The sequence below is a fragment of the Streptomyces sp. NPDC030799 genome (assembly GCF_055572255.1).
The window spans coordinates 368910-388187 of the sequence record NZ_JBVIDS010000009.1 but is presented as its reverse complement, the minus strand read 5'-3'; the positions used below and the strand labels follow the sequence as shown (position 1 = coordinate 388187).

18 protein-coding genes are annotated in these 19278 nt (G+C 69.0%); 14 read left to right on the top strand and 4 right to left on the bottom strand.

The window, feature by feature from the left end:
- From ACZ41I_RS24320 to ACZ41I_RS24305, 4 genes are all read left to right on the top strand, one after another.
- A partial coding sequence (locus ACZ41I_RS24320; protein WP_468515037.1) for a vitamin B12 dependent-methionine synthase activation domain-containing protein occupies positions 1-983 on the top strand: 983 nt, incomplete at its 5' end.
- 203 nt (positions 984-1186) lie between these two features.
- Positions 1187-1888: an HAD family hydrolase gene (locus ACZ41I_RS24315; RefSeq protein WP_363216656.1), complete on the top strand. Its 702-nt coding sequence runs from the start codon at positions 1187-1189 to the stop codon at positions 1886-1888.
- Positions 1889-2321: 433 nt separating this feature from the next.
- Positions 2322-3926: an ABC transporter substrate-binding protein gene (locus tag ACZ41I_RS24310; protein WP_363216657.1), complete on the top strand. Its 1605-nt coding sequence runs from the start codon at positions 2322-2324 to the stop codon at positions 3924-3926.
- 98 nt (positions 3927-4024) lie between these two features.
- A complete protein-coding gene (locus ACZ41I_RS24305) occupies positions 4025-5605 on the top strand; it encodes an ABC transporter substrate-binding protein (RefSeq protein WP_468515036.1) in 1581 nt (526 codons plus the stop codon).
- Between the two features lie 107 nt (positions 5606-5712).
- Here ACZ41I_RS24305 and ACZ41I_RS24300 read toward each other — a convergent pair whose 3' ends face one another.
- Both ACZ41I_RS24300 and ACZ41I_RS24295 read right to left on the bottom strand, forming a co-directional pair.
- On the bottom strand, positions 5713-6384 hold the full coding sequence (locus tag ACZ41I_RS24300; protein ID WP_351242639.1) for a response regulator transcription factor: 672 nt from the start codon (positions 6382-6384) through the stop codon (positions 5713-5715).
- A 53-nt stretch (positions 6385-6437) separates the two neighbouring features.
- On the bottom strand, positions 6438-7304 hold the full coding sequence (locus ACZ41I_RS24295; RefSeq protein WP_468321540.1) for a RecB family exonuclease: 867 nt from the start codon (positions 7302-7304) through the stop codon (positions 6438-6440).
- On the opposite strand from ACZ41I_RS24295, the gene ACZ41I_RS24290 reads away from it, so the two are divergent.
- From ACZ41I_RS24290 to ACZ41I_RS24275, 4 genes are all read left to right on the top strand, one after another.
- On the top strand, positions 7261-7632 hold the full coding sequence (locus ACZ41I_RS24290) for a hypothetical protein (RefSeq protein WP_468515042.1): 372 nt from the start codon (positions 7261-7263) through the stop codon (positions 7630-7632). The two genes, ACZ41I_RS24295 and ACZ41I_RS24290, sit on opposite strands and share 44 nt — an antisense overlap.
- A gap of 150 nt (positions 7633-7782) precedes the next feature.
- Positions 7783-9456: a site-2 protease family protein gene (locus ACZ41I_RS24285; RefSeq protein WP_468515035.1), complete on the top strand. Its 1674-nt coding sequence runs from the start codon at positions 7783-7785 to the stop codon at positions 9454-9456.
- A 111-nt stretch (positions 9457-9567) separates the two neighbouring features.
- Positions 9568-10470 carry a tRNA (adenine-N1)-methyltransferase gene (locus ACZ41I_RS24280; protein ID WP_142196364.1) on the top strand — a complete coding sequence of 301 codons (903 nt, stop codon included), beginning with the start codon at positions 9568-9570 and terminating at the stop codon, positions 10468-10470.
- A 272-nt stretch (positions 10471-10742) separates the two neighbouring features.
- A complete protein-coding gene (locus ACZ41I_RS24275; protein WP_363216661.1) occupies positions 10743-11324 on the top strand; it encodes a hypothetical protein in 582 nt (193 codons plus the stop codon).
- Positions 11325-11343: 19 nt separating this feature from the next.
- Here the strand turns inward: ACZ41I_RS24275 and ACZ41I_RS24270 are convergent, their stop codons facing one another.
- A complete protein-coding gene (locus tag ACZ41I_RS24270) occupies positions 11344-11646 on the bottom strand; it encodes a ferredoxin (RefSeq protein WP_363216662.1) in 303 nt (100 codons plus the stop codon).
- A gap of 518 nt (positions 11647-12164) precedes the next feature.
- Here ACZ41I_RS24270 and arc point away from each other — a divergent pair.
- From arc to prcA, 6 genes are all read left to right on the top strand, one after another.
- The gene (arc, locus tag ACZ41I_RS24265; RefSeq protein ID WP_351242649.1) at positions 12165-13931 is read left to right on the top strand and encodes a proteasome ATPase; all 1767 of its coding nucleotides are present in this window, start codon (positions 12165-12167) and stop codon (positions 13929-13931) included.
- A 231-nt stretch (positions 13932-14162) separates the two neighbouring features.
- Positions 14163-15674 (top strand): depupylase/deamidase Dop, encoded by a 1512-nt coding sequence (dop, locus tag ACZ41I_RS24260; RefSeq protein ID WP_363216663.1) that lies wholly within the window; start codon positions 14163-14165, stop codon positions 15672-15674.
- A 173-nt stretch (positions 15675-15847) separates the two neighbouring features.
- Complete coding sequence (locus ACZ41I_RS24255; RefSeq protein WP_020939002.1) at positions 15848-16066, top strand: ubiquitin-like protein Pup; 219 nt, start codon at positions 15848-15850, stop codon at positions 16064-16066.
- A gap of 144 nt (positions 16067-16210) precedes the next feature.
- Positions 16211-16516: an endonuclease VII domain-containing protein gene (locus tag ACZ41I_RS24250; protein ID WP_468515034.1), complete on the top strand. Its 306-nt coding sequence runs from the start codon at positions 16211-16213 to the stop codon at positions 16514-16516.
- Positions 16468-17313, top strand: coding sequence for a proteasome subunit beta (gene prcB, locus ACZ41I_RS24245; RefSeq protein WP_468515033.1), 846 nt, complete (start codon positions 16468-16470; stop codon positions 17311-17313). Before ACZ41I_RS24250 ends, prcB begins: the two co-directional genes overlap by 49 nt.
- A 62-nt stretch (positions 17314-17375) precedes the next feature.
- A complete protein-coding gene (prcA, locus tag ACZ41I_RS24240; RefSeq protein ID WP_468515032.1) occupies positions 17376-18128 on the top strand; it encodes a proteasome subunit alpha in 753 nt (250 codons plus the stop codon).
- A 104-nt stretch (positions 18129-18232) separates the two neighbouring features.
- Here the strand turns inward: prcA and ACZ41I_RS24235 are convergent, their stop codons facing one another.
- Positions 18233-19249 carry a LacI family DNA-binding transcriptional regulator gene (locus ACZ41I_RS24235; protein WP_363216667.1) on the bottom strand — a complete coding sequence of 339 codons (1017 nt, stop codon included), beginning with the start codon at positions 19247-19249 and terminating at the stop codon, positions 18233-18235.
- Between the last annotated feature and the right edge of the window lie 29 nt (positions 19250-19278).

Sequence of the window (19278 nt, the reverse complement as noted above, 5' to 3'; positions counted from 1 at the left end):
TCCGCTACGCCCGCGACGCCTTCGAGGGGCTGCGCCTGATGGACGCCCTCATCGGCGTCAAGCGCGGCCTGCCCGGCGCCAAACTGCCCGAACTGCGCCAGCGCCGGGTGCGACCCACCGCCGCTGCCGAGGTCGAGGAGCACCCCGAGGCGGGGCACGTCCGCTCCGACGTGGCCACCGACAACCCGGTACCGACGCCGCCGTTCTGGGACACCCGGATCGTCAAGGGCATCCAGCTCAAGGAGTACGCGAGCTGGCTCGACGAGGGCGCGCTGTTCAAGGGCCAGTGGGGGCTGAAGCAGGCCCGCACCGGCGAGGGCCCGTCGTACGAGGAACTGGTGGAGACCGAGGGCCGGCCGCGGCTGCGCGGCCTGCTGGACCGGCTGCAGACCGAGAACCTGCTCGAAGCGGCCGTCGTCTACGGCTACTTCCCCTGCGTCTCCAAGGACGACGACCTGATCATCCTGGACGAGCACGGCAACGAACGCACCCGGTTCACCTTCCCGCGCCAGCGCCGCGGCCGCCGGCTGTGCCTGGCCGACTTCTTCCGCCCGCAGGAGTCGGGGGAGACCGACGTCGTCGGCCTCCAGGTCGTCACCGTCGGCTCGCGCATCGGCGAGGAGACCGCGAAGCTCTTCGAGGCCAACTCCTACCGTGACTACCTCGAACTGCACGGCCTGTCCGTGCAGTTGGCCGAGGCGCTCGCCGAGTACTGGCACGCCCGGGTCCGCTCCGAACTCGGCTTCGCCGGTGAGGACCCGGCCGACATCGAGGACATGTTCGCCCTGAAGTACCGGGGGGCCCGCTTCTCCCTGGGCTACGGCGCCTGCCCCGACCTGGAGGACCGCGCCAAGATCGCCGACCTGCTCCGGCCGGAGCGGATCGGCGTCCACCTGTCCGAGGAGTTCCAGCTGCACCCAGAGCAGTCCACGGACGCGATCGTGATCCATCATCCGGAGGCGAAGTACTTCAACGCCCGGTGAGGCCGACCAGTTCCCCGCGCCCTTCGGGGCGCGGGCACGCCTGAGGCCCTCCGGGCTGCGCCAGGGGTGTTTCAAGAGATACCCCCGGACGTGAGTGATAAACGAGGCGTTTCCGGTGTCGGCGGCGTACACTTGTCGGCCCACTGCAGGCCGGTTCCCTGTCCGGGAACCGGCCTGCTCGTCCCTCAAGGAGGTGCGCCCGGATGACCAGCACGGTCCCCGCGTCAGGAACCCGTACGGCGGAAGGCTCAGCACTGCAGGCCGTGCTGCTGGACATGGACGGCACCCTGGTGGACACCGAGGGCTTCTGGTGGGACGTCGAGGTCGAGATCTTCGCCGGCCTCGGCCACACCCTGGACGACTCCTGGCGGCACGTCGTCGTCGGCGGCCCCATGACCCGCAGCGCCGCCTTCCTCATCGAGGCCACCGGCGCCGACATCACCCTCGCCGAACTCACCGTGCTGCTGAACGAGGGCTTCGAGGACCGCATCGACCGTGCCCTGCCGCTGATGCCGGGCGCCGCCCGCCTGCTGGCCGAACTCCACGAGCACGCCATCCCCACGGCCCTGGTCTCGGCCTCCCACCGGCGCATCATCGACCGCGTGCTGAGCGTGCTCGGCCCGCACCACTTCGCCCTGTCCATCGCCGGTGACGAGGTCACGCGCACCAAGCCGTTCCCCGACCCCTACCTGCTCGCCGCCGCCGGGCTCGGTGCGGAACCGGACAGATGCGCGGTGGTGGAGGACACCGCCACCGGTGTCGCCGCCGCCGAGGCCGCGGGCTGCCGCGTGGTCGCCGTACCCTCCGTCGCCACCATCACCCCGGCCGAGGGACGCACCGTCGTGACCTCTCTGGAAGAGGTCGACCTGGCATTTCTGCGCGGCCTGATGACGGAAATGCGCTAGCCGTTCACACTGAGTGCCATGTCCATTGGCCTGGTTGGACAAATTTCCGGGGAAGTACACCCGAGTGGAATTCCGGTCAGGCCGCGCGGCTGAATTCTGCTGACTCGTCACACAGTTGAAAGTGTGACGTTCCCCACCGTCAAGGGGCTCGACAACCCGGCCGGGATGTGCTGATCCCCCTTCCTCGGGCCCAACTGTCGTGTCTTTGTGTCCCGATTGGTGGGAAGCTGCACTAATCCTGCCACTGTCGGGTTTTCGGTGTGTCGGCACCTGGTTTCACTGCGTGATGGCGGGTCAACTCGCGGGGCTGTGAACCCGCCTGCGGGCTCGGACTAATCTCATCGCGAGAACATCGCCGCAACCCCCCGTGATCCGCCGCACCACCCATGCATGCCGGATACACGGACTCGAACAGCTCTGGAGAAACCCCCCGATGAACCGCAAGACTTTGGTGCTGCCGGCGGTGGCCGGCCTGCTCACCCCGGTTCTCGCCGCGTGCGGCGGATCCGACAGCGGGAGCAAGAGCGGCGACGCCATCGTCGTCGGCACCACGGACCGGTTCACCGCCACCAGCGACGCTCCCGCGCCCGTCGACCCCGCCTACGCCTACGACGTCGGCACCTGGAACATCCTGCGTCAGACCGTGCAGACGCTGATGGCGCAGCCCAAGGGCGAGGGCGACCCCATCCCGGACGCCGCCGAGAGCTGCTCCTTCACCGACAGCGGCAGCGAACGCTACGCGTGCAAGCTCCGCGACGGCCTGAAGTTCGCGAGCGGCGATCCGGTGACCGCCCAGGACGTCAAGTTCTCCATCGAGCGCGCCCTGCACATCAAGGCCGACAGTGGTGTGTCCGCCCTGCTGAACACCATCGACACCATCGAGACCCAGGGTGAGCGCGAGGTCATCTTCCACCTCAAGACCGCCGACGCCACCTTCCCGTACAAGCTGTCCACCCCGGTCGCGGGCATCATCAACCCGAAGGACTACCAGAAGGACAAGCTGCGCGACGGCTTCGACGTCGACGGCTCGGGCCCCTACACCTTCCAGGCCGACGTCAGCGGCAACACCATGACCGCCGCCACCTTCACCAAGAACCCCGCCTACAAGGGCGCCGTGAAGGTGAACAACGACAAGGTCGAACTGCGTTCCTTCAGCGACGCCGACGCCATGGGCGCCGCCATCGACAACGGTGACATCGACGTCATGACCCGCACCATGACGCCCGCCCAGATCCAGAAGCTGGACGCCGGCAGCGACGACAAGGCCGACCTGGTCGACATGCCGGGCCTGGAGATCCGCTACCTGGCCTTCAACACCGACGCACCGACGGTGAAGTCCAAGGCCGTACGCCAGGCCATGGCCCAGCTCATCGACCGCGCGGCCCTCATCTCCAAGGTCTACGGCACCCAGGCCGAGCCGCTGTACTCGCTCGTCCCCGCCACCGTCACCGGCCACTCCAACTCGTTCTTCAACAAGTACGGCAACCCCAGCGTCGCCAAGGCCAAGGACCTGCTGACCAAGGCCGGCATCACCACCCCGGTCAAGCTGACCCTGCACTACACCACCGACCACTACGGCTCCGCCACCAAGAAGGAGTTCGAGGTTCTGCAGCAGCAGCTCAACAACAGCGGCCTGTTCGACGCCTCCATCCAGGGCCACACCTGGGACACCTTCCGCCCGGCGGAGCGGAAGGGCCAGTACGACGTCTACGGCATGGGCTGGTTCCCCGACTTCCCCGATGCCGACAACTTCCTCGCGCCCTTCCTCGACAAGGACAACTTCCTCGGCTCGCCGTACTCCAACGGCACCATCCAGCACACCCTGATCCCTCAGTCCCGCCGCGAGGCCAACCGGCTCAACGCCGCGAAGAGCCTGACGCAGATCCAGGACACCGTCGCCGAGGACGTCCCCGTTCTGCCGCTGTGGCAGGGCAAGCAGTACGTCGCCGCGCGGGACGACATCACCGGTGTCGCCTACGCCCTCAACTCCTCCTCGACGCTTCAGCTGTGGGAGCTCGGCCGCGGTGTGAGCGGCTGACGGCTCTCTTATCCGGGGCCAGGGACCACTGGCCCCGGACAACCCGGGGCCAGGACGGCGGCTTCGGGATGACGAACCGACGACAAGGCACATTTCAAGTGAACATGCGCAACCAGTGGCCAGTCCTGCCCATTGTGGCGGGGCTGGCCTCCGGCCTGTTGACCGGCTGCGGCTCGGAGACCGGTGACTCCGGGGGTACCGGCTCCTCTGTGGTGATGGGGATGTCCGACGACGTCCTCGCCACGGATCCGGCATCCGGCTACGACCCCGGCTCCTGGCTGTTGTTCGACAACGTCTTCCAGTCGCTGCTCAGCTTCCCCAAGGGGGGGACCCAGCCCCAGCCGGAACTGGCGAAGGCGTGCTCCTTCACCGACTCCCGCGCCACGGAGTACCGGTGCCAACTCAAGGACGGCCTGAAGTTCAGCAACGGTGACCCCCTCACCTCGAAGGACGTGAAGTTCTCCTTCGACCGCATGCTGAAGATCAACGACCCCGCCGGGCCCGCGATCATGTTCCCGATGCTCGGCGGCATCGACACGCCCGACGCGAAGACGGTCGTCTTCCACCTGAAGACCTCCGACGCCACCTTCCCCAGCAAGATCGCCTCCGGTGCCGGCTCCATCGTCGACCACCGCCAGTACGACGCGAGCGGCCTGCGCACCGACCACCAGGCCGTCGGCTCCGGCCCCTACAAGCTGGACTCCTTCGACAAGGACAAGGCTGTCTTCTCCGTCAACGGCAACTACAAGGGCACCGCCAAGGTCAAGAACTCCGGCGTCACCCTGAAGTTCTTCCACGGCGACCGCACCGCCCTGAAGACGGCCCTGACCGACGGCGACATCGACCTCGCCTACCGAGGCCTGTCCGCCTCCGACGTCGCCGGCCTCGACAAGCAGAACGACAGCAAGGGCGTCGACGTCATCGAGGGAACCAGTGCCGAAGTCCAGCACCTGGTCTTCAACATGCACGACCCGGTCGCCGGAAAGGCCGGCGTCCGCAAGGCCATGGCCTACCTCATCGACCGCGACGCCCTCATCAAGAACGTCTACCAGGGCACCGCCACCCCGCTGTACTCGATCATCCCGGCGGGCATCGTCGGCCACAACACCGCCTTCTTCGACACCTACGGCGCCCGCCCCTCCCGGGCCAAGGCCGCCGCCGCACTGCGCGCCGCCGGCATCACCGGCAAGGTCAAGCTCACCCTGTGGTCCACGCCGTCGCGCTACGGCCCCGCCACCGACGAGGAACTGAAGGCCATCGCCGGACAGCTCAACGCCAGCGGTCTGTTCGACGCCGACGTCAAGTCCGTCGCCTTCGACCAGTACGAGAAGGACATCGCGGCCGGCAAGTACGGCGTCTACGTCAAGGGCTGGGTGCCCGACTACCCGGACGCCGACAACTTCACCGCGCCGTTCTTCGGCAAGGGCAACGTGCTGGACAACAACTACACCAACCGCACCATCTCCGGCACCCTCATCCCCGACACCGCCGCGCAGAGCGACCGCGCCGCCACCGACAAGGACTTCGGACGGCTGCAGAACATCGTCGCCGCCGAACTGCCCGTCCTGCCCGTCTGGCAGGCCAAGCAGTACGCGGTCGTCCGCGACGGCGTCTACGGCCTGGAGTACTGCCTGGACGCCTCCACCGTGTTCCGGTTCTGGGAACTCAGCAAGAGCTGACGCCTGCTCAGCCGCACACGTCGCAGATGTCGCAGACGTTGCAGACGCCAAGGGCGCCCTTCCCCACACGGGAAGAGCGCCCTTCGGCGTCGTACCGAACCGTCCGCCTACTGCGCGCCGGGACGCACCAGCCCGCTCTCGTACGCGTACACCGCCGCCTGCACCCGGTCCCTGAGACCCAGCTTGGTCAGCACATGCCCCACATGCGTCTTCACGGTCGTCTCACTGACGAACAGATCGGCCGCGATCTCCGCGTTCGACAGGCCGCGCGCCACCAGCTTCAGCACCTCCACCTCACGGTCGGTCAGGGTGTTCAGCGTGTCCGGCACCGGCTCCTCACCGGAGGGCAGATGCGTGGCGTACTTGTCCAGCAGCCGGCGCGTGATGCTCGGCGCCAGCATCGCCTCACCGGCCGCGACCACCCGGATCGCCTGCACCAACTCGTCGGCCGGCGCGTCCTTCAGCAGGAAGCCGCTGGCCCCGGCCCGCAGCGCCTCCACCACGTACTCGTCCAGATCGAACGTCGTCAGCACCAGTACCTTCGCCGGACCGTCCCGGCCCGGCCCGGTGATCTGCCGGGTCGCCTCCACCCCGTCCATCCGCGGCATACGGATGTCCATCAGCACGACGTCCGGCTGCAGGGCCCGAACCTGATCGAGGGCCTGCAGACCGTCACCGGCCTCGCCCACGACCGCGATGTCCTGCTCGGCCTCCAGGATCATCCGGAAACCCGTACGCAGCAGGGGCTGGTCGTCGACCAGTAGGACACGGATGGCCACGTGACACTCCTTCGCTAGTCCCGGCCCATTCTGCCCTGCCCGACCTCTCGGCCTCACACCGTCCCGGACTCGGCCGCCCGCACCGGCAGCGGATACGGCGGCGGAGTGCCCCCGAACTCCGGGCAGTGCGCCTGGTGGTCGCACCAGCCGCACAACTTCGTCGGCCGCGGCCGCCACTCCCCGGTCTCCGTGGCCTGCCTGATGGCGTCCCACAGCGCGTGCAGCTTGCGCTCGACCCGCTCCAGATCGGCGAGGACCGGGTCGTACGTCAGCACATCACCGCTACCGAGATACACCAGTTGGAGCCGGCGCGGCACGACCCGCTTCAACCGCCACACCACCAGGGCGTAGAACTTCATCTGGAACAGCGCCCCCTCCGAGTACTCCGGTCTCGGCGCCTTCCCCGTCTTGTAGTCGACGATCCGCACCTCACCCGTCGGTGCCACGTCCACCCGGTCGATGATCCCGCGCAGCCGCAGTCCCGACTCCAGCTCGGCCTCCACGAACAGCTCCCGCTCGGCCGGCTCCAGCCGCGTCGGATCCTCCAGCGTGAACCAGCGCTCGACCAGCCGCTCGGCCTCCGCCAGCCATCCGGCCAGTCGCTCCCCCTCCGGGTCGTCGGCGAACAGCTCCGTGACCTCCGGCCTGCTCTCCCGCAGCCGGTCCCACTGACCCGGGATCAGCGCCTTGGCCCGCGGCGCGGTCCGCTCCACCGCGGGCGCGTCGAACAGCCGCTCCAGCACCGCGTGCACCAGCGTGCCCCGCGTCGCCGCCGCGCTCGGCTTCTCCGGCAGCCGGTCGATCACCCGGAACCGGTACAACAGCGGACACTGCATGAAATCGCTGGCCCGGGAAGGCGACAACGACGTGGGCGCCATGGCAACACGCTCCCCACCGGCTCCGGCGACGCCACCCACCACCGCCTCCGCCCCGGCCACCCCACCGGACGCGGAACGCGCCTCCGAGACCGGGGACGCCTCGGCAGCGGGGGAGTCCTCGGGAGCGGGGGAGGTCCGGGCAGTCGGAGTCGGTGAGTCCTCGGGAGCGGGGGAAGCGTCCGGAGAGCGGGGCGCCCCGGTCGCCTCCGCGGCCGTCGACGGGCTCGGCACCGGCACGGGGGCCGCCGGAGCGGTCGTGGGCGTCGCCGCCGGCACCTCGCCCGGATCCGTCTGCTCGGCGCGGCCCGACCGGGCTGCCGCGTCCTCCATGCTGCTGTCCATGACCACAGACCTTACGGCCCGCCACTGACAGTCACCCAGCCGCCGCCCGCCCCGGCCACGCGACCATGGGACAAACACAAGGGGTGCCGGGGCGGAACGCGCCACCACGGCCGCATACCATCGACCAGAGACCCTTCCGTCCGGCAGGTACGGAAGACGCTTCGAACGAGGGGACACCGTGGACGTGAGCGGCGGGAGCGGGCAGCCGCGGTCCGGCAACGAAGAGCCGGCCGAGCACCCCGCGGGTCCAACGGCCCCGACGACCGGCCCCACCGACCACACCGGCCCGGAGCCCCGAGAACCCTCGGCCCCCCGAGCCGCCGGGCCCGACCCCGACAACCCCGGCGACGCGACCGACCGGCCGGCGCTCCCACACCCCGCTCAGCCCCCCAAGGACACCCCCGGCACCCACGCCGACGCGGACGCCGAGGCTCCCGCCCGCGACTCGCAGGGCGCTGGCATCAGTGAAGCGACGGGCAGCACCGACAGCGGCTCACCCGCCGACGCAACCAGCGACGGCGCCGAGCCCGGCACCACGACCGGCCACCCCGGCGCCCCGGACAGCGCCACGGACAGCACCCTCCCCGAGGACGCCCCAGGCCCCGGCGCCGGCACCACAAGCGACCCGCACCCCCAGCACAGGTCGCCCGCTCACTCCGGCATCGCCAAGGGCGAGCCGCCGCAGCCGCGGCCCAAGGAACCCGGGGGAGGCATCCTCATGGGCCGGCCGTTCGGCGTGCCCGTGTACGTCGCGCCGAGCTGGTTCCTCGTCGCCGCCCTGATCACCTGGGTCTTCGGCGGCCAGCTCGACCGCGTCCTGCCCGAGCTGGGCGCCGCCCGCTACCTGGTCTCCCTGTTCTTCGCCGTCGCCTTCTACGCCTCCGTCCTGGTCCACGAACTGGCCCACACCGTCGCCGCGATCCGCTTCAGGCTCCCGGTCCGCCGCATCCAGCTGCAGTTCTTCGGCGGCGTCTCCGAAATCGAGAAAGAGGCCGAGACCCCCGGCCGGGAATTCATCCTCGCCTTCGTCGGCCCCCTGCTCTCCCTCGTCCTCGCCGGGCTGTTCTACCTCGCCATGAAACCCGTGGACCCCGGCACCGTCACCGGCGTCCTGCTGGCCGGCCTGATGATCTCCAACCTCATCGTGGCGATCTTCAACCTCCTCCCCGGCCTGCCCCTCGACGGCGGCCGCATGCTCCGCGCCGTCGTCTGGAAGATCACCGGCAAACCCATGAGCGGCACCATCGCCGCCGCCTGGGTCGGCCGCGCCCTCGCCGTCGCCGTCCTGATCGGCCTGCCCCTGCTCAACCAGTCCGGCGCCCTCGGCGGCGACAGCACTGACACCACCGGCATGGACACCGTCACCGACGCCCTGCTCGCCGCCATCCTCGCCGCGATCATCTGGACCGGCGCCGGCAACAGCCTGCGCATGGCCCGCCTGCGCGAACACCTCCCCGAACTCCGCGCCCGCACCCTCACCCGGCGCGCCGTGCCCGTCCAGACCGACACCCCGCTCTCCGAAGCCCTGCGCCGCGCCAACGCCGCCGGAGCCCGCGCCCTGGTCGTCGTGGACGCCCACGGCAACCCCCTCTCCCTGGTCCGCGAGTCCGCCATCGTCGGCGTACCCGAACACCGCCGCCCCTGGGTCCCCGTCAGCGGCCTCGCCCATGACCTCACCGACGGCATGCGCGTCTCCGCCGAGCTCGCCGGGGAAGAACTCCTCGACGTCCTCCGGGCCACCCCGGCCACGGAGTACCTGGTGGTCGAGGAGACCGGCGAGATCTACGGCGTCCTGTCCGCAGCAGACGTGGAGCGCGCCTTCGTCAAGGCCATGGCAAGACCGGCTTCATAGCGCCCTGCCCCAGGGCGCGCTCGGCCACGGACGACCCGCCCCGTCCCCACGCACAGGCGCCCCGACCCTCCATCGGCGAAGCCCCCCGCAGGGAACCGGTAGTCTGGTCACATGTCCGAACCGACCGGTGCCGCCCGCAGGCGCGGGCCCTTCAAGGTCGGGGACCAGGTACAGCTGACCGACCCCAAGGGTCGCCACTACACGTTCACGCTCGAAGCCGGGAAGAACTTCCACACCCACAAGGGCTCCTTCCCGCACGACGAACTGATCGGCGCTCCCGAGGGCAGCGTTGTCCGCACCACCGGCAACGTCGCCTACCTCGCGCTGCGCCCCCTGCTCCCCGACTACGTCCTGTCCATGCCCCGCGGGGCAGCCGTCGTCTACCCGAAGGACGCGGGGCAGATCCTCGCCTTCGCCGACATCTTCCCCGGCGCACGCGTCGTCGAAGCCGGCGTCGGCTCCGGCTCGCTCAGCAGCTTCCTGCTGCGCGCCATCGGCGACCAGGGCATGCTGCACTCCTACGAGCGCCGCGAGGACTTCGCCGACATCGCCCGGCAGAACGTCGAGCGCTACTTCGGCGGCCCGCACCCCGCCTGGCAGCTCACCGTCGGCGACCTCCAGGACAACCTGTCCGACACCGACGTCGACCGCGTCATCCTCGACATGCTCGCCCCCTGGGAATGCCTGGAGGCCGTCTCCAAGGCACTCGTCCCCGGCGGCATCCTGTGCTGCTACGTGGCCACCACCACCCAGCTCGCCCGGACCGTGGAGTCCATCCGCGAGATCGGCTGCTTCAACGAGCCGACCGCCTGGGAAACCATGATCCGCAACTGGCACATCGAGGGCCTGGCCGTCCGCCCGGACCACCGCATGATCGGCCACACCGGCTTCCTGCTCACCGCCCGTCGCCTCGCCGACGGAGTCGAGCCGCCCATGCGCCGCCGCCGCCCCGCCAAGGGCGCCTACGGCGAGGACTACGCCGGACCCAACGCCGACGGCGGCGCCGCCCGCTGACCGATCCCCACAGAGCACCACGCACAGAACACAACGCTCAGAGCACAACGCCAAGGCGCCGTGCCCCAGTTCCTCGCACACACGGGAACTCGGGCACGGCGCCCGCACGTTGACACAACACCAGGACACCCCGCCCCCCTCACGGCCCAACCCTCCAACGCGAGCCCCCCCGCCTGCGGGAATCCCGCACCCCGCCGTTCCCCCGCACTGTGACGTGTGGCACCATGCTGGCCACCCCACCGGCACAGCCCTCCTCACGGGAGACACTCCTAGTGCAGCAATCCGCCGTTCCGGAGCTCGCCCACACCCACACCCGGCCCATCCACTGGGTCGCCACCGCCACAGCCGTCGCCGGCGTCGTGGCCCTCTCCTCCGTCGTACACCCCGGATCGGCCACAGCCGCCCAGGCCGCCACCGGCACACACACGAACTCCGCCCCCGCCGCTCTCGCACCACCCAGCACCACCGGCGTGGCCTTCCCGCTCCAGTGCGGCCCCGTCAAAGCCGTCGTCGCCAAAAAAGCCACGGGAGACCTCGACGGCGACGGCAAACCGGAAACCGTCGCCGTCGTGCACTGCGACTCCGCCATGGGAACCCCACCCGACGGCGTCTACGTCCTCACCCGCTCCACCGACGCCGGCACCCCCCGCATCGTCGCCACCCTCGTCGACCCCGAGGACCGGCTCACCGTCACCGACTTCTCCCTCCACACCCGCACAGTCGGCGCCACCCTCCTCGGCTACTCCTCCGACGCCGTCCCCAACTGCTGCCCCGACCTGAAGACCCCGGTCACATGGCACTGGAACGGCAGCGCGTTCATCCGCTCCACCCCCGCCGACGCCCACAGCGTCTGACACCGGGCCCGGCCCGGAATCACTCCGCGTCGGGCCCGTACACCTCGACCTTGTCCAGAACCCGGCGCACATGAATGCACTCGCCGGGACACTCCCTCGCCGAATCCACCACATCCGCCAACAGCGGCAGCGGCACCGGCACCGTCGCCCCCGCGGCCTGCAGCAGTTCCTCGTCCGCGCCCTTCACATAGGCCAGCCCGTCGATGTCCAGCTCGAACACCTCAGGGGCGTACTGGGCGCAGATCCCGTCACCGGTACACAGATCCTGATCGATCCAGACCTCCAGCGCCTCCCCGCCCGGGGCCTCCTGCTGCACGGTCACCTCTCCTGCCGTCGATTCGCCGGACGGAACCGGCACCGCACGGGCCAGCCGGGTCCGCACCAGCGGCTGTTGAACACCCTCGACCCTACCTCCGCCCGCACTCCACCCACGCTCCACCGCCTCGGGTTTCCACCCCCACTCCCTCGGGTACCAGCGCCCGACCAGAACAACGGCGTCCCCGTCCCGGCACCCACCACATCCAGCCGTGCCGACCGTGACACCGCCCGCTCAAACCGTCGCTCTGCGTAACGATCGTGGGAGCGCCCCGAGTGCTGCCCGCGAAACGCCCCACCGGCCCGACCGGACAACTCCAGCCAGTCCTGAAGGGTTTCGACCACGCAATGCCCGGAACAAGCTGCTTCCCCATCACGTTGAGTGGGTATCCCCTCCGTGCGAGGGAGAGCGCACCGGGTGACCGACGACACACCTTGACAGTCTTGGTGATCTAGGGGTTTCAATCGACACCCACCCAGGTAGGGTCTGGAAGCGTCCAGCTCCCCTTGGAGGAGGTGAGGACCGTGGCAGCCCACGACGACGACATGAACCGCGGCATCCGCCCGGGACGAGGGTCCGACGACCCGGCCGGGCAGATCGCCTACCTTGAGCAGGAGATCGCCGTCCTGCGACGCAAGCTCGCCGACTCTCCGCGACACACGAGGATTCTCGAAGAGCGGATCGTCGAGCTGCAGACCAACCTGGCCGGCGTGTCCGCCCAGAACGAACGGCTGGCCAACACCCTCCGCGAGGCCCGCGACCAGATCGTGGCCCTCAAGGAAGAAGTCGACCGGCTCGCCCAGCCGCCCGCCGGCTTCGGCGTGTTCCTGCAGGCCAACGAGGACGGCACCGCAGACATCTTCACCGGCGGCCGCAAGCTCCGCGTGAACGTCAGCCCCAGCGTCGACCTCGACGACCTCAGGCGCGGCCAGGAAGTCATGCTCAACGAAGCGCTCAACGTGGTCGAGGCCATGGAGTTCGAGCGCGTCGGCGACATCGTCACCCTCAAGGAAATCCTTGAGGACGGCGAACGCGCCCTCGTGCTGGGGCACACCGACGAGGAACGGGTGGTACGGCTCGCCGAGCCGCTGCTGGACGTCACCATCCGCGCCGGCGACGCCCTCCTGCTCGAACCCCGCTCCGGCTATGTCTACGAGGTCGTCCCCAAGAGCGAGGTCGAAGAACTCGTCCTCGAAGAAGTCCCCGACATCGGCTACGAACAGATCGGCGGCCTCGGCAACCAGATCGAAGCCATCCGCGACGCCGTCGAGCTGCCCTACCTCTACCCGGACCTCTTCAAGGAGCACGAGCTCCGCCCGCCCAAGGGCGTCCTGCTCTACGGCCCCCCCGGCTGCGGCAAGACACTCATCGCCAAGGCCGTCGCGAACTCACTGGCCAAAAAGGTCGCCGAGGTCACCGGCCAGGCCGCCGGCAAGAGCTTCTTCCTCAACATCAAGGGCCCGGAGCTCCTCAACAAGTACGTCGGCGAGACCGAGCGGCAGATCCGCCTCGTCTTCCAGCGAGCCCGCGAAAAGGCCAGCGAGGGCACCCCCGTCATCGTCTTCTTCGACGAGATGGAATCCCTCTTCCGCACCCGCGGCTCCGGCGTCAGCTCCGACGTGGAGAACACCATCGTCCCCCAGCTGCTCGCCGAGATCGACGGCGTGGAAGGCCTGCAGAACGTGGTCGTCATCGGCGCCTCCAACCGCGAGGACATGATCGACCCCGCCATCCTGCGCCCCGGCCGCCTCGACGTGAAGATCAAGATCGAGCGCCCCGACGCCGAAGCCGCCAAGGACATCTTCGGCAAGTACCTCACCGAACGCCTCCCGCTGCACGCCGACGACCTCGGCGAACACGGCGGCGACAAGGCCACCACCGTCCAGAGCATGATCCAGACGGCGGTCGAGCAGATGTACGCCGAATCCGAGGAGAACCGCTTCCTGGAAGTCACCTACGCCAACGGCGACAAGGAAGTCCTCTACTTCAAGGACTTCAATTCCGGCGCCATGATCGAAAACATCGTCGGACGCGCCAAGAAGATGGCGATCAAGGACTTCCTCGAAAAGAACCAGAAGGGCCTCCGCGTCTCCCACCTCCTCCAGGCCTGCGTGGACGAGTTCAAGGAGAACGAAGACCTGCCCAACACCACCAACCCCGACGACTGGGCCCGCATCTCCGGAAAGAAGGGCGAACGGATCGTCTACATCCGCACCCTCATCACCGGAAAGCAGGGCGCAGACACCGGACGCTCCATCGACACGGTGGCGAACACCGGTCAGTACCTGTAACGGCAGGGCGGCTGCGGGTGCCCCACCGGGTACCCGCAGCCGACTGTTTTTCTGGCCACGACCGGAGCAGGCAATGACGCAAATGATCTCCCCACCAGCGCAAAGGCGTTCTAGGCTCGTTCCTACCGCCGAGTCGCGCAGTGCGGGGACGGGCACCGCACACGCACCGGAGCGCCAGCGGTACGTGAGCGGCGCCCACGACCGAGGGTGCCGCCGGGCAAGGAGGGCCGCATGACCGTACGGCGAGTAATGGGCATCGAGACGGAGTACGGGATCTCCGTCCCCGGCCACCCCAACGCCAATGCCATGCTCACCTCATCCCAGATCGTCAACGCCTACGCGGCGGCGATGCACCGGGCCCGCCGGGCCCGCTGGGACTTCGAGGAGGAAAACCCGCTCCGAGACGCGCGAGGCTTCGACCTCGCCCGGGAGGCCGCCGACGCAAGCCAGCTCACCGACGAGGACATCGGCCTCGCCAACGTCATCCTCACCAACGGCGCACGGCTCTACGTCGACCACGCCCACCCCGAATACAGCGCCCCCGAGGTCACCAATCCGCGCGACGCCGTCCTGTGGGACAAGGCCGGCGAACGGATCATGGCGGAAGCGGCGGAGCGGGCGGCCCAGCTCCCCGGCGCCCAGCCCATCCACCTCTACAAGAACAACACCGACAACAAGGGCGCCAGCTACGGCACGCACGAGAACTACCTGATGAAGCGGGAAACCCCCTTCTCGGACATCGTGCGCCACCTCACCCCCTTCTTCGTCTCCCGCCAGGTCTTCGCCGGCGCCGGCCGCGTCGGCATCGGCCAGGACGGCCACGAACACGGCTTCCAGATCAGCCAGCGCGCCGACTACTTCGAGGTCGAGGTCGGCCTGGAGACAACCCTGAAGCGCCCCATCATCAACACGAGGGACGAGCCGCACGCCGACGCGGAAAAGTACCGCCGCCTCCACGTGATCATCGGCGACGCCAACCTCTCCGAGATCTCGACCTACCTCAAGCTGGGCACGACCTCACTGGTTCTCGCCATGATCGAGGACGGCTTCATCGCCGTCGACCTGGCCGTCGACCAGCCGGTACGGACCCTGCACCAGGTCTCCCACGACCCCTCGCTCAAGCGCCTGATCACACTGCGCAGCGGCAGGACCCTGACCGCGGTCCAGCTCCAGATGGAGTACTACGAGCTGGCGCGGAAGTACGTCGAGGAACGCTACGGGGCGGACGCCGACGACCAGACCAAGGACGTCCTGTCCCGCTGGGAGGACACCCTCGGCAGGCTGGAGAACGACCCCATGAGCCTCGCCGGCGAACTCGACTGGGTCGCCAAGCGCGAACTGATGGAAGGCTACCGCCGCCGCGACAGCCTCGACTGGGACGCCGCCCGCCTACACCTCGTCGACCTCCAGTACGCCGACGTACGCGCCGAGAAGGGCCTCTACAACCGCCTCGTCGCCCGTGGCCGCATGAAGCGCCTGCTGGCCGAGTCCGAGGTCGACCGGGCCCGTACGAAGCCGCCGGAGGACACCCGCGCCTACTTCCGCGGCCGCTGCCTGGAGCAGTACGCCGACGACGTAGCCGCGGCCAGCTGGGACTCGGTCATCTTCGACCTCCCCGGCCGGGACTCGTTGCAGCGCGTTCCAACCCTGGAACCGCTACGCGGAACGCGAAATCACGTCAAGGAACTGCTGGACCGCTGCCGCACCGCAGAAGACCTGGTCAGGGTCCTGTCGGGCGGCTGAGCGGGCCAGGGGGTACTCGGCCCCGACCCGGGCGGAACAGGGTGGAAATCCCCCCGCCCGGGAATCATCGAGGTGGCCCCCGCACGTTGTGGAAACTGCGGGGCCGATGTCGGACCCGGCTTGTAGGGTCTGATCATCACCGATCGGCAGGCGAACTGAGCGGGGTGAGGGTTATGGCAACCAAGGACACCGGCGGCGGCCAGCAGAAGGCGACGCGGTCCACCGAGGAGGTCGAGGAGCAGGCGCAGGACGCGCAGGCCTCGGAGGACCTCAAGGAACGGCACGAGAAGCTGAGCGACGACGTGGACTCGGTGCTCGACGAGATCGACGATGTCCTCGAGGAGAATGCAGAGGACTTCGTGCGCTCCTTCGTTCAGAAGGGTGGAGAGTAGCTTCTTCCTTCAAATCGAGGGTAGCTACCGGGGGCGGAGTTGGGAAGCGAAGAAGGCGTGAAGCGCTGCTCGCGGTGCAGGCAGCACAAGCCGCGGGCAGCGTTCGCGCGAACAGTCAGTGGCATCGCAACGCAACGGCGTCCGATGGTCTCTCCACGAGCTGTAGGGCTTGCCGTGCGGCGGAATCACGGCATCACGGAAGCCGAACGTGACGCGATGATCGCTGCCCAGTACGGGCTCTGTGCGATCTGTCTGCAAGCCCCGCCCGTGCATGTGGATCACTGCCACAAGACGGGTAGGGTCCGAGGCGTACTGTGCTTCAACCGCAACTCGGCCATCGGCAAATTGAGGGACGACCCCGACGTTGGCCGTCGGGCTGTTGCCTATCTGGAAGGAAACTTGTGGAAGCCAACACTCGTAGCACCGGGCGTCTACCAGCTGCCTTCCTGACGCCAGGGTCCTCCTCCTTCATGGACTTCCTCTCCGAGCACCAGCCCGAGCTGCTGCCCGGCAACCGGCAGCTGCCGCCCACGCAGGGCGTGATCGAGGCGCCGCACGGGACAACCATCGTGGCCGTCACCTTCCCGGGGGGCGTGGTGCTCGCCGGTGACCGTCGGGCCACCATGGGCAATGTGATCGCCCAGCGGGACATCGAGAAGGTGTTCCCGGCGGACGAGTACTCGGCCGTCGGTATCGCCGGTACCGCCGGGCTCGCCGTGGAGATGGTCAAGCTCTTCCAGCTGGAGCTGGAGCACTTCGAGAAGGTCGAGGGTGCGCAGCTGTCGTTGGAGGGCAAGGCGAACCGGTTGTCGACGATGATCCGGTCGAACCTGGGGATGGCCATGCAGGGGCTGGCGGTCGTGCCGCTCTTCGCGGGGTATGACCTGGACCGGGAGAAGGGGCGGATCTTCTCCTACGACGTCACGGGCGGGCGCAGCGAGGAGCACAACTTCGCGGCGACGGGTTCCGGCTCGATCTTCGCGCGTGGTGCGATGAAGAAGCTGTTCCGTGAGGACCTGACCGAGGAGCAGGCGACCACGCTCGTGGTGCAGGCCCTGTACGACGCGGCTGACGACGACTCGGCGACCGGTGGTCCCGATGTCGCCCGCCGGATCTACCCGATCATCACCGTGATCACCGAGGACGGTTTCCGCCGGCTCACCGGGGACGAGTCGTCCGAGCTGTCCCGTGCGGTGCTCCAGCGCCGCTTGGAGGAGCCCGACGGTCCCAAGGCCGCGCTGCTCTGAGTGCGGGCCCCGGTTCTTATCAAGGTGATCCAGTGACCATGACAGAAAGGGACGGATAACCGGTGTCGACGCCGTTCTATGTCTCACCTCAGCAGGCCATGGCCGACCGGGCGGAGTACGCCCGGAAGGGCATCGCCCGTGGCCGCAGTCTGGTGGTCATGCAGTACGCCGACGGCATCGTGTTCGTCGGTGAGAACCCGTCCCGGGCGCTGCACAAGTTCAGCGAGATCTATGACCGGATCGGTTTCGCGGCCGCCGGCAAGTACAACGAGTACGAGAACCTGCGGATCGGCGGTGTGCGCTATGCCGATCTTCGTGGCTACACATACGACCGGGACGACGTGACCGCTCGCGGTCTCGCCAATGTCTACGCCCAGACGCTCGGCACGATCTTCTCTTCGGCGGCCGAGAAGCCGTACGAGGTGGAGCTGGTCGTCGCCGAGGTGGGGGAGGTCCCCGAGGGTGATCAGATCTACCGGTTGCCGCACGACGGTTCGATCGTGGATGAGCACGGTTCGGTCGCGGTGGGCGGCAATGCCGAGCAGATCAGTAGTTTCCTGGATCAGCGGCACCGTGACGGGATGAGCCTCGCGGAGGCGCTGAAGCTGGCCGTGCAGGCTCTGTCGCGTGACACCAACGGCAGTGAGCGGGAGATCCCGGCGGAGCGTCTGGAGGTCGCGGTGCTGGATCGTACGCGTCCGCAGAAGCGTAAGTTCAAGCGGATCGTGGGCCGTCAGCTGTCTCGTCTGCTGGCGGCGGAGGGTGCGGCCACCGAGGCGGAGAGTGCCGAGGAGGACAGCTCCGAGGAGGAGTGACCCGTCAGCGCGCCGAACGCGCCCGTTCGCCTGCTCCTGTGTGCCCCGGCCGTCTGTCTCGGCCGGGGCACACGGCGTTTGCGCGGGCCTGCCGGGCCGGACCCTCAGGTGGCGCGTGCCGGGGCTGTGGAGCCTCGGGCGACCAGGTGGACGGGGATGTCGCCGCTGTCCGGTTCCCGGCCCTCCAGGACGGCGAGGAGGGCTCGCATGCCGTGCTCTCCGAACAGCTCGGCGTCGAGTCGTACGGTCGTCAGTTCGGGGTCGATGGCGGTGGCGAGGCCGAGGTCGTCGACGCCGGTGACGGAGATGTCGTCGGGGATGCGCAGGCCGAGGCGGCGGAGGGCCTTGTAGGCGCCGGCGGCGAGTTTGTCGTCGTCGCAGACGACGGCCGTGGGTCGGGGTCCGGGTGTGGTGAGTGCGGTTTCGGTGGCGGCGAGGGCTCCTTCGATGGAGATGGGGGCTCGGGCGGTGCGTACCTCGGTGCCCGGTACGGCCGCCATGCGTGCTGCGAGTTCGCGTGCGCGGATCTCGAAGGTCCAGGAGGGTACGTCGGCGGCGAGGTGCAGGATGCGGCGGTGGCCGAGGCCGAGGAGGTGTTCGGTGATCTGGCGGATGCCGTCGGTGATGTCGAGGTTGACGGTGGCGGCGCCCAGGCTGCCCCGGGGGTCGCTGTCGAGCATGACGAGGGGGAGTTGGTCGCCGCGGATGGCGGTGAGGGCGTCGGCGGCCATGGAGGAGGCGATGACGCCGTCGAGGGCGGCCTGGGCCGAGGCGAAGGGGTCGCGGGCGGGGCCGATGCCTTCGGGGGAGGGGTAGAGGACCACGCCGAAGCCGTTTTCGGCGGCGACGCGAGCGGCGCCTGTGTAGACGCCTGCGAAGAATTCGGTGGTGAGGGCGGGGACGACGAGCAGGACGGTGCGGGTGCGGCCAAGGCGGAGGTTTCGGGCGGCGAGATTGGGGCGGTAGCCGAGGTCGCGTGCGGCTTCGCGGACGCGTTCGGCGGTGGTTTCGGAGACGCGGCCGCGCCATTTGTCGCCGAGTACGAGGGAGACGGCGGCTTGGGAGACTCCGGCCGCCTGGGCGACGTCCCGGCTGGTCGGGCGCGTGCTGCTGCGTGCCACCGTGGGCCTGCCTCTTTCGTGTGGACGTG

Excerpts from the sequence above, each read along its gene's own strand:
- ACZ41I_RS24310 (WP_363216657.1), top strand. The coding sequence starts at position 2,322 with ATGAACCGCAAGACTTTGGTGCTGCCGGCGGTGGCCGGCCTGCTCACC.
- ACZ41I_RS24255 (WP_020939002.1), top strand. The coding sequence starts at position 15,848 with ATGGCAACCAAGGACACCGGCGGCGGCCAGCAGAAGGCGACGCGGTCC.
- ACZ41I_RS24315 (WP_363216656.1), top strand. The coding sequence starts at position 1,187 with ATGACCAGCACGGTCCCCGCGTCAGGAACCCGTACGGCGGAAGGCTCA.
- ACZ41I_RS24250 (WP_468515034.1), top strand. The coding sequence starts at position 16,211 with ATGGTCTCTCCACGAGCTGTAGGGCTTGCCGTGCGGCGGAATCACGGC.
- ACZ41I_RS24280 (WP_142196364.1), top strand. The coding sequence starts at position 9,568 with ATGTCCGAACCGACCGGTGCCGCCCGCAGGCGCGGGCCCTTCAAGGTC.
- ACZ41I_RS24290 (WP_468515042.1), top strand. The coding sequence starts at position 7,261 with ATGGCAACACGCTCCCCACCGGCTCCGGCGACGCCACCCACCACCGCC.
- dop (WP_363216663.1), top strand. The coding sequence starts at position 14,163 with ATGACCGTACGGCGAGTAATGGGCATCGAGACGGAGTACGGGATCTCC.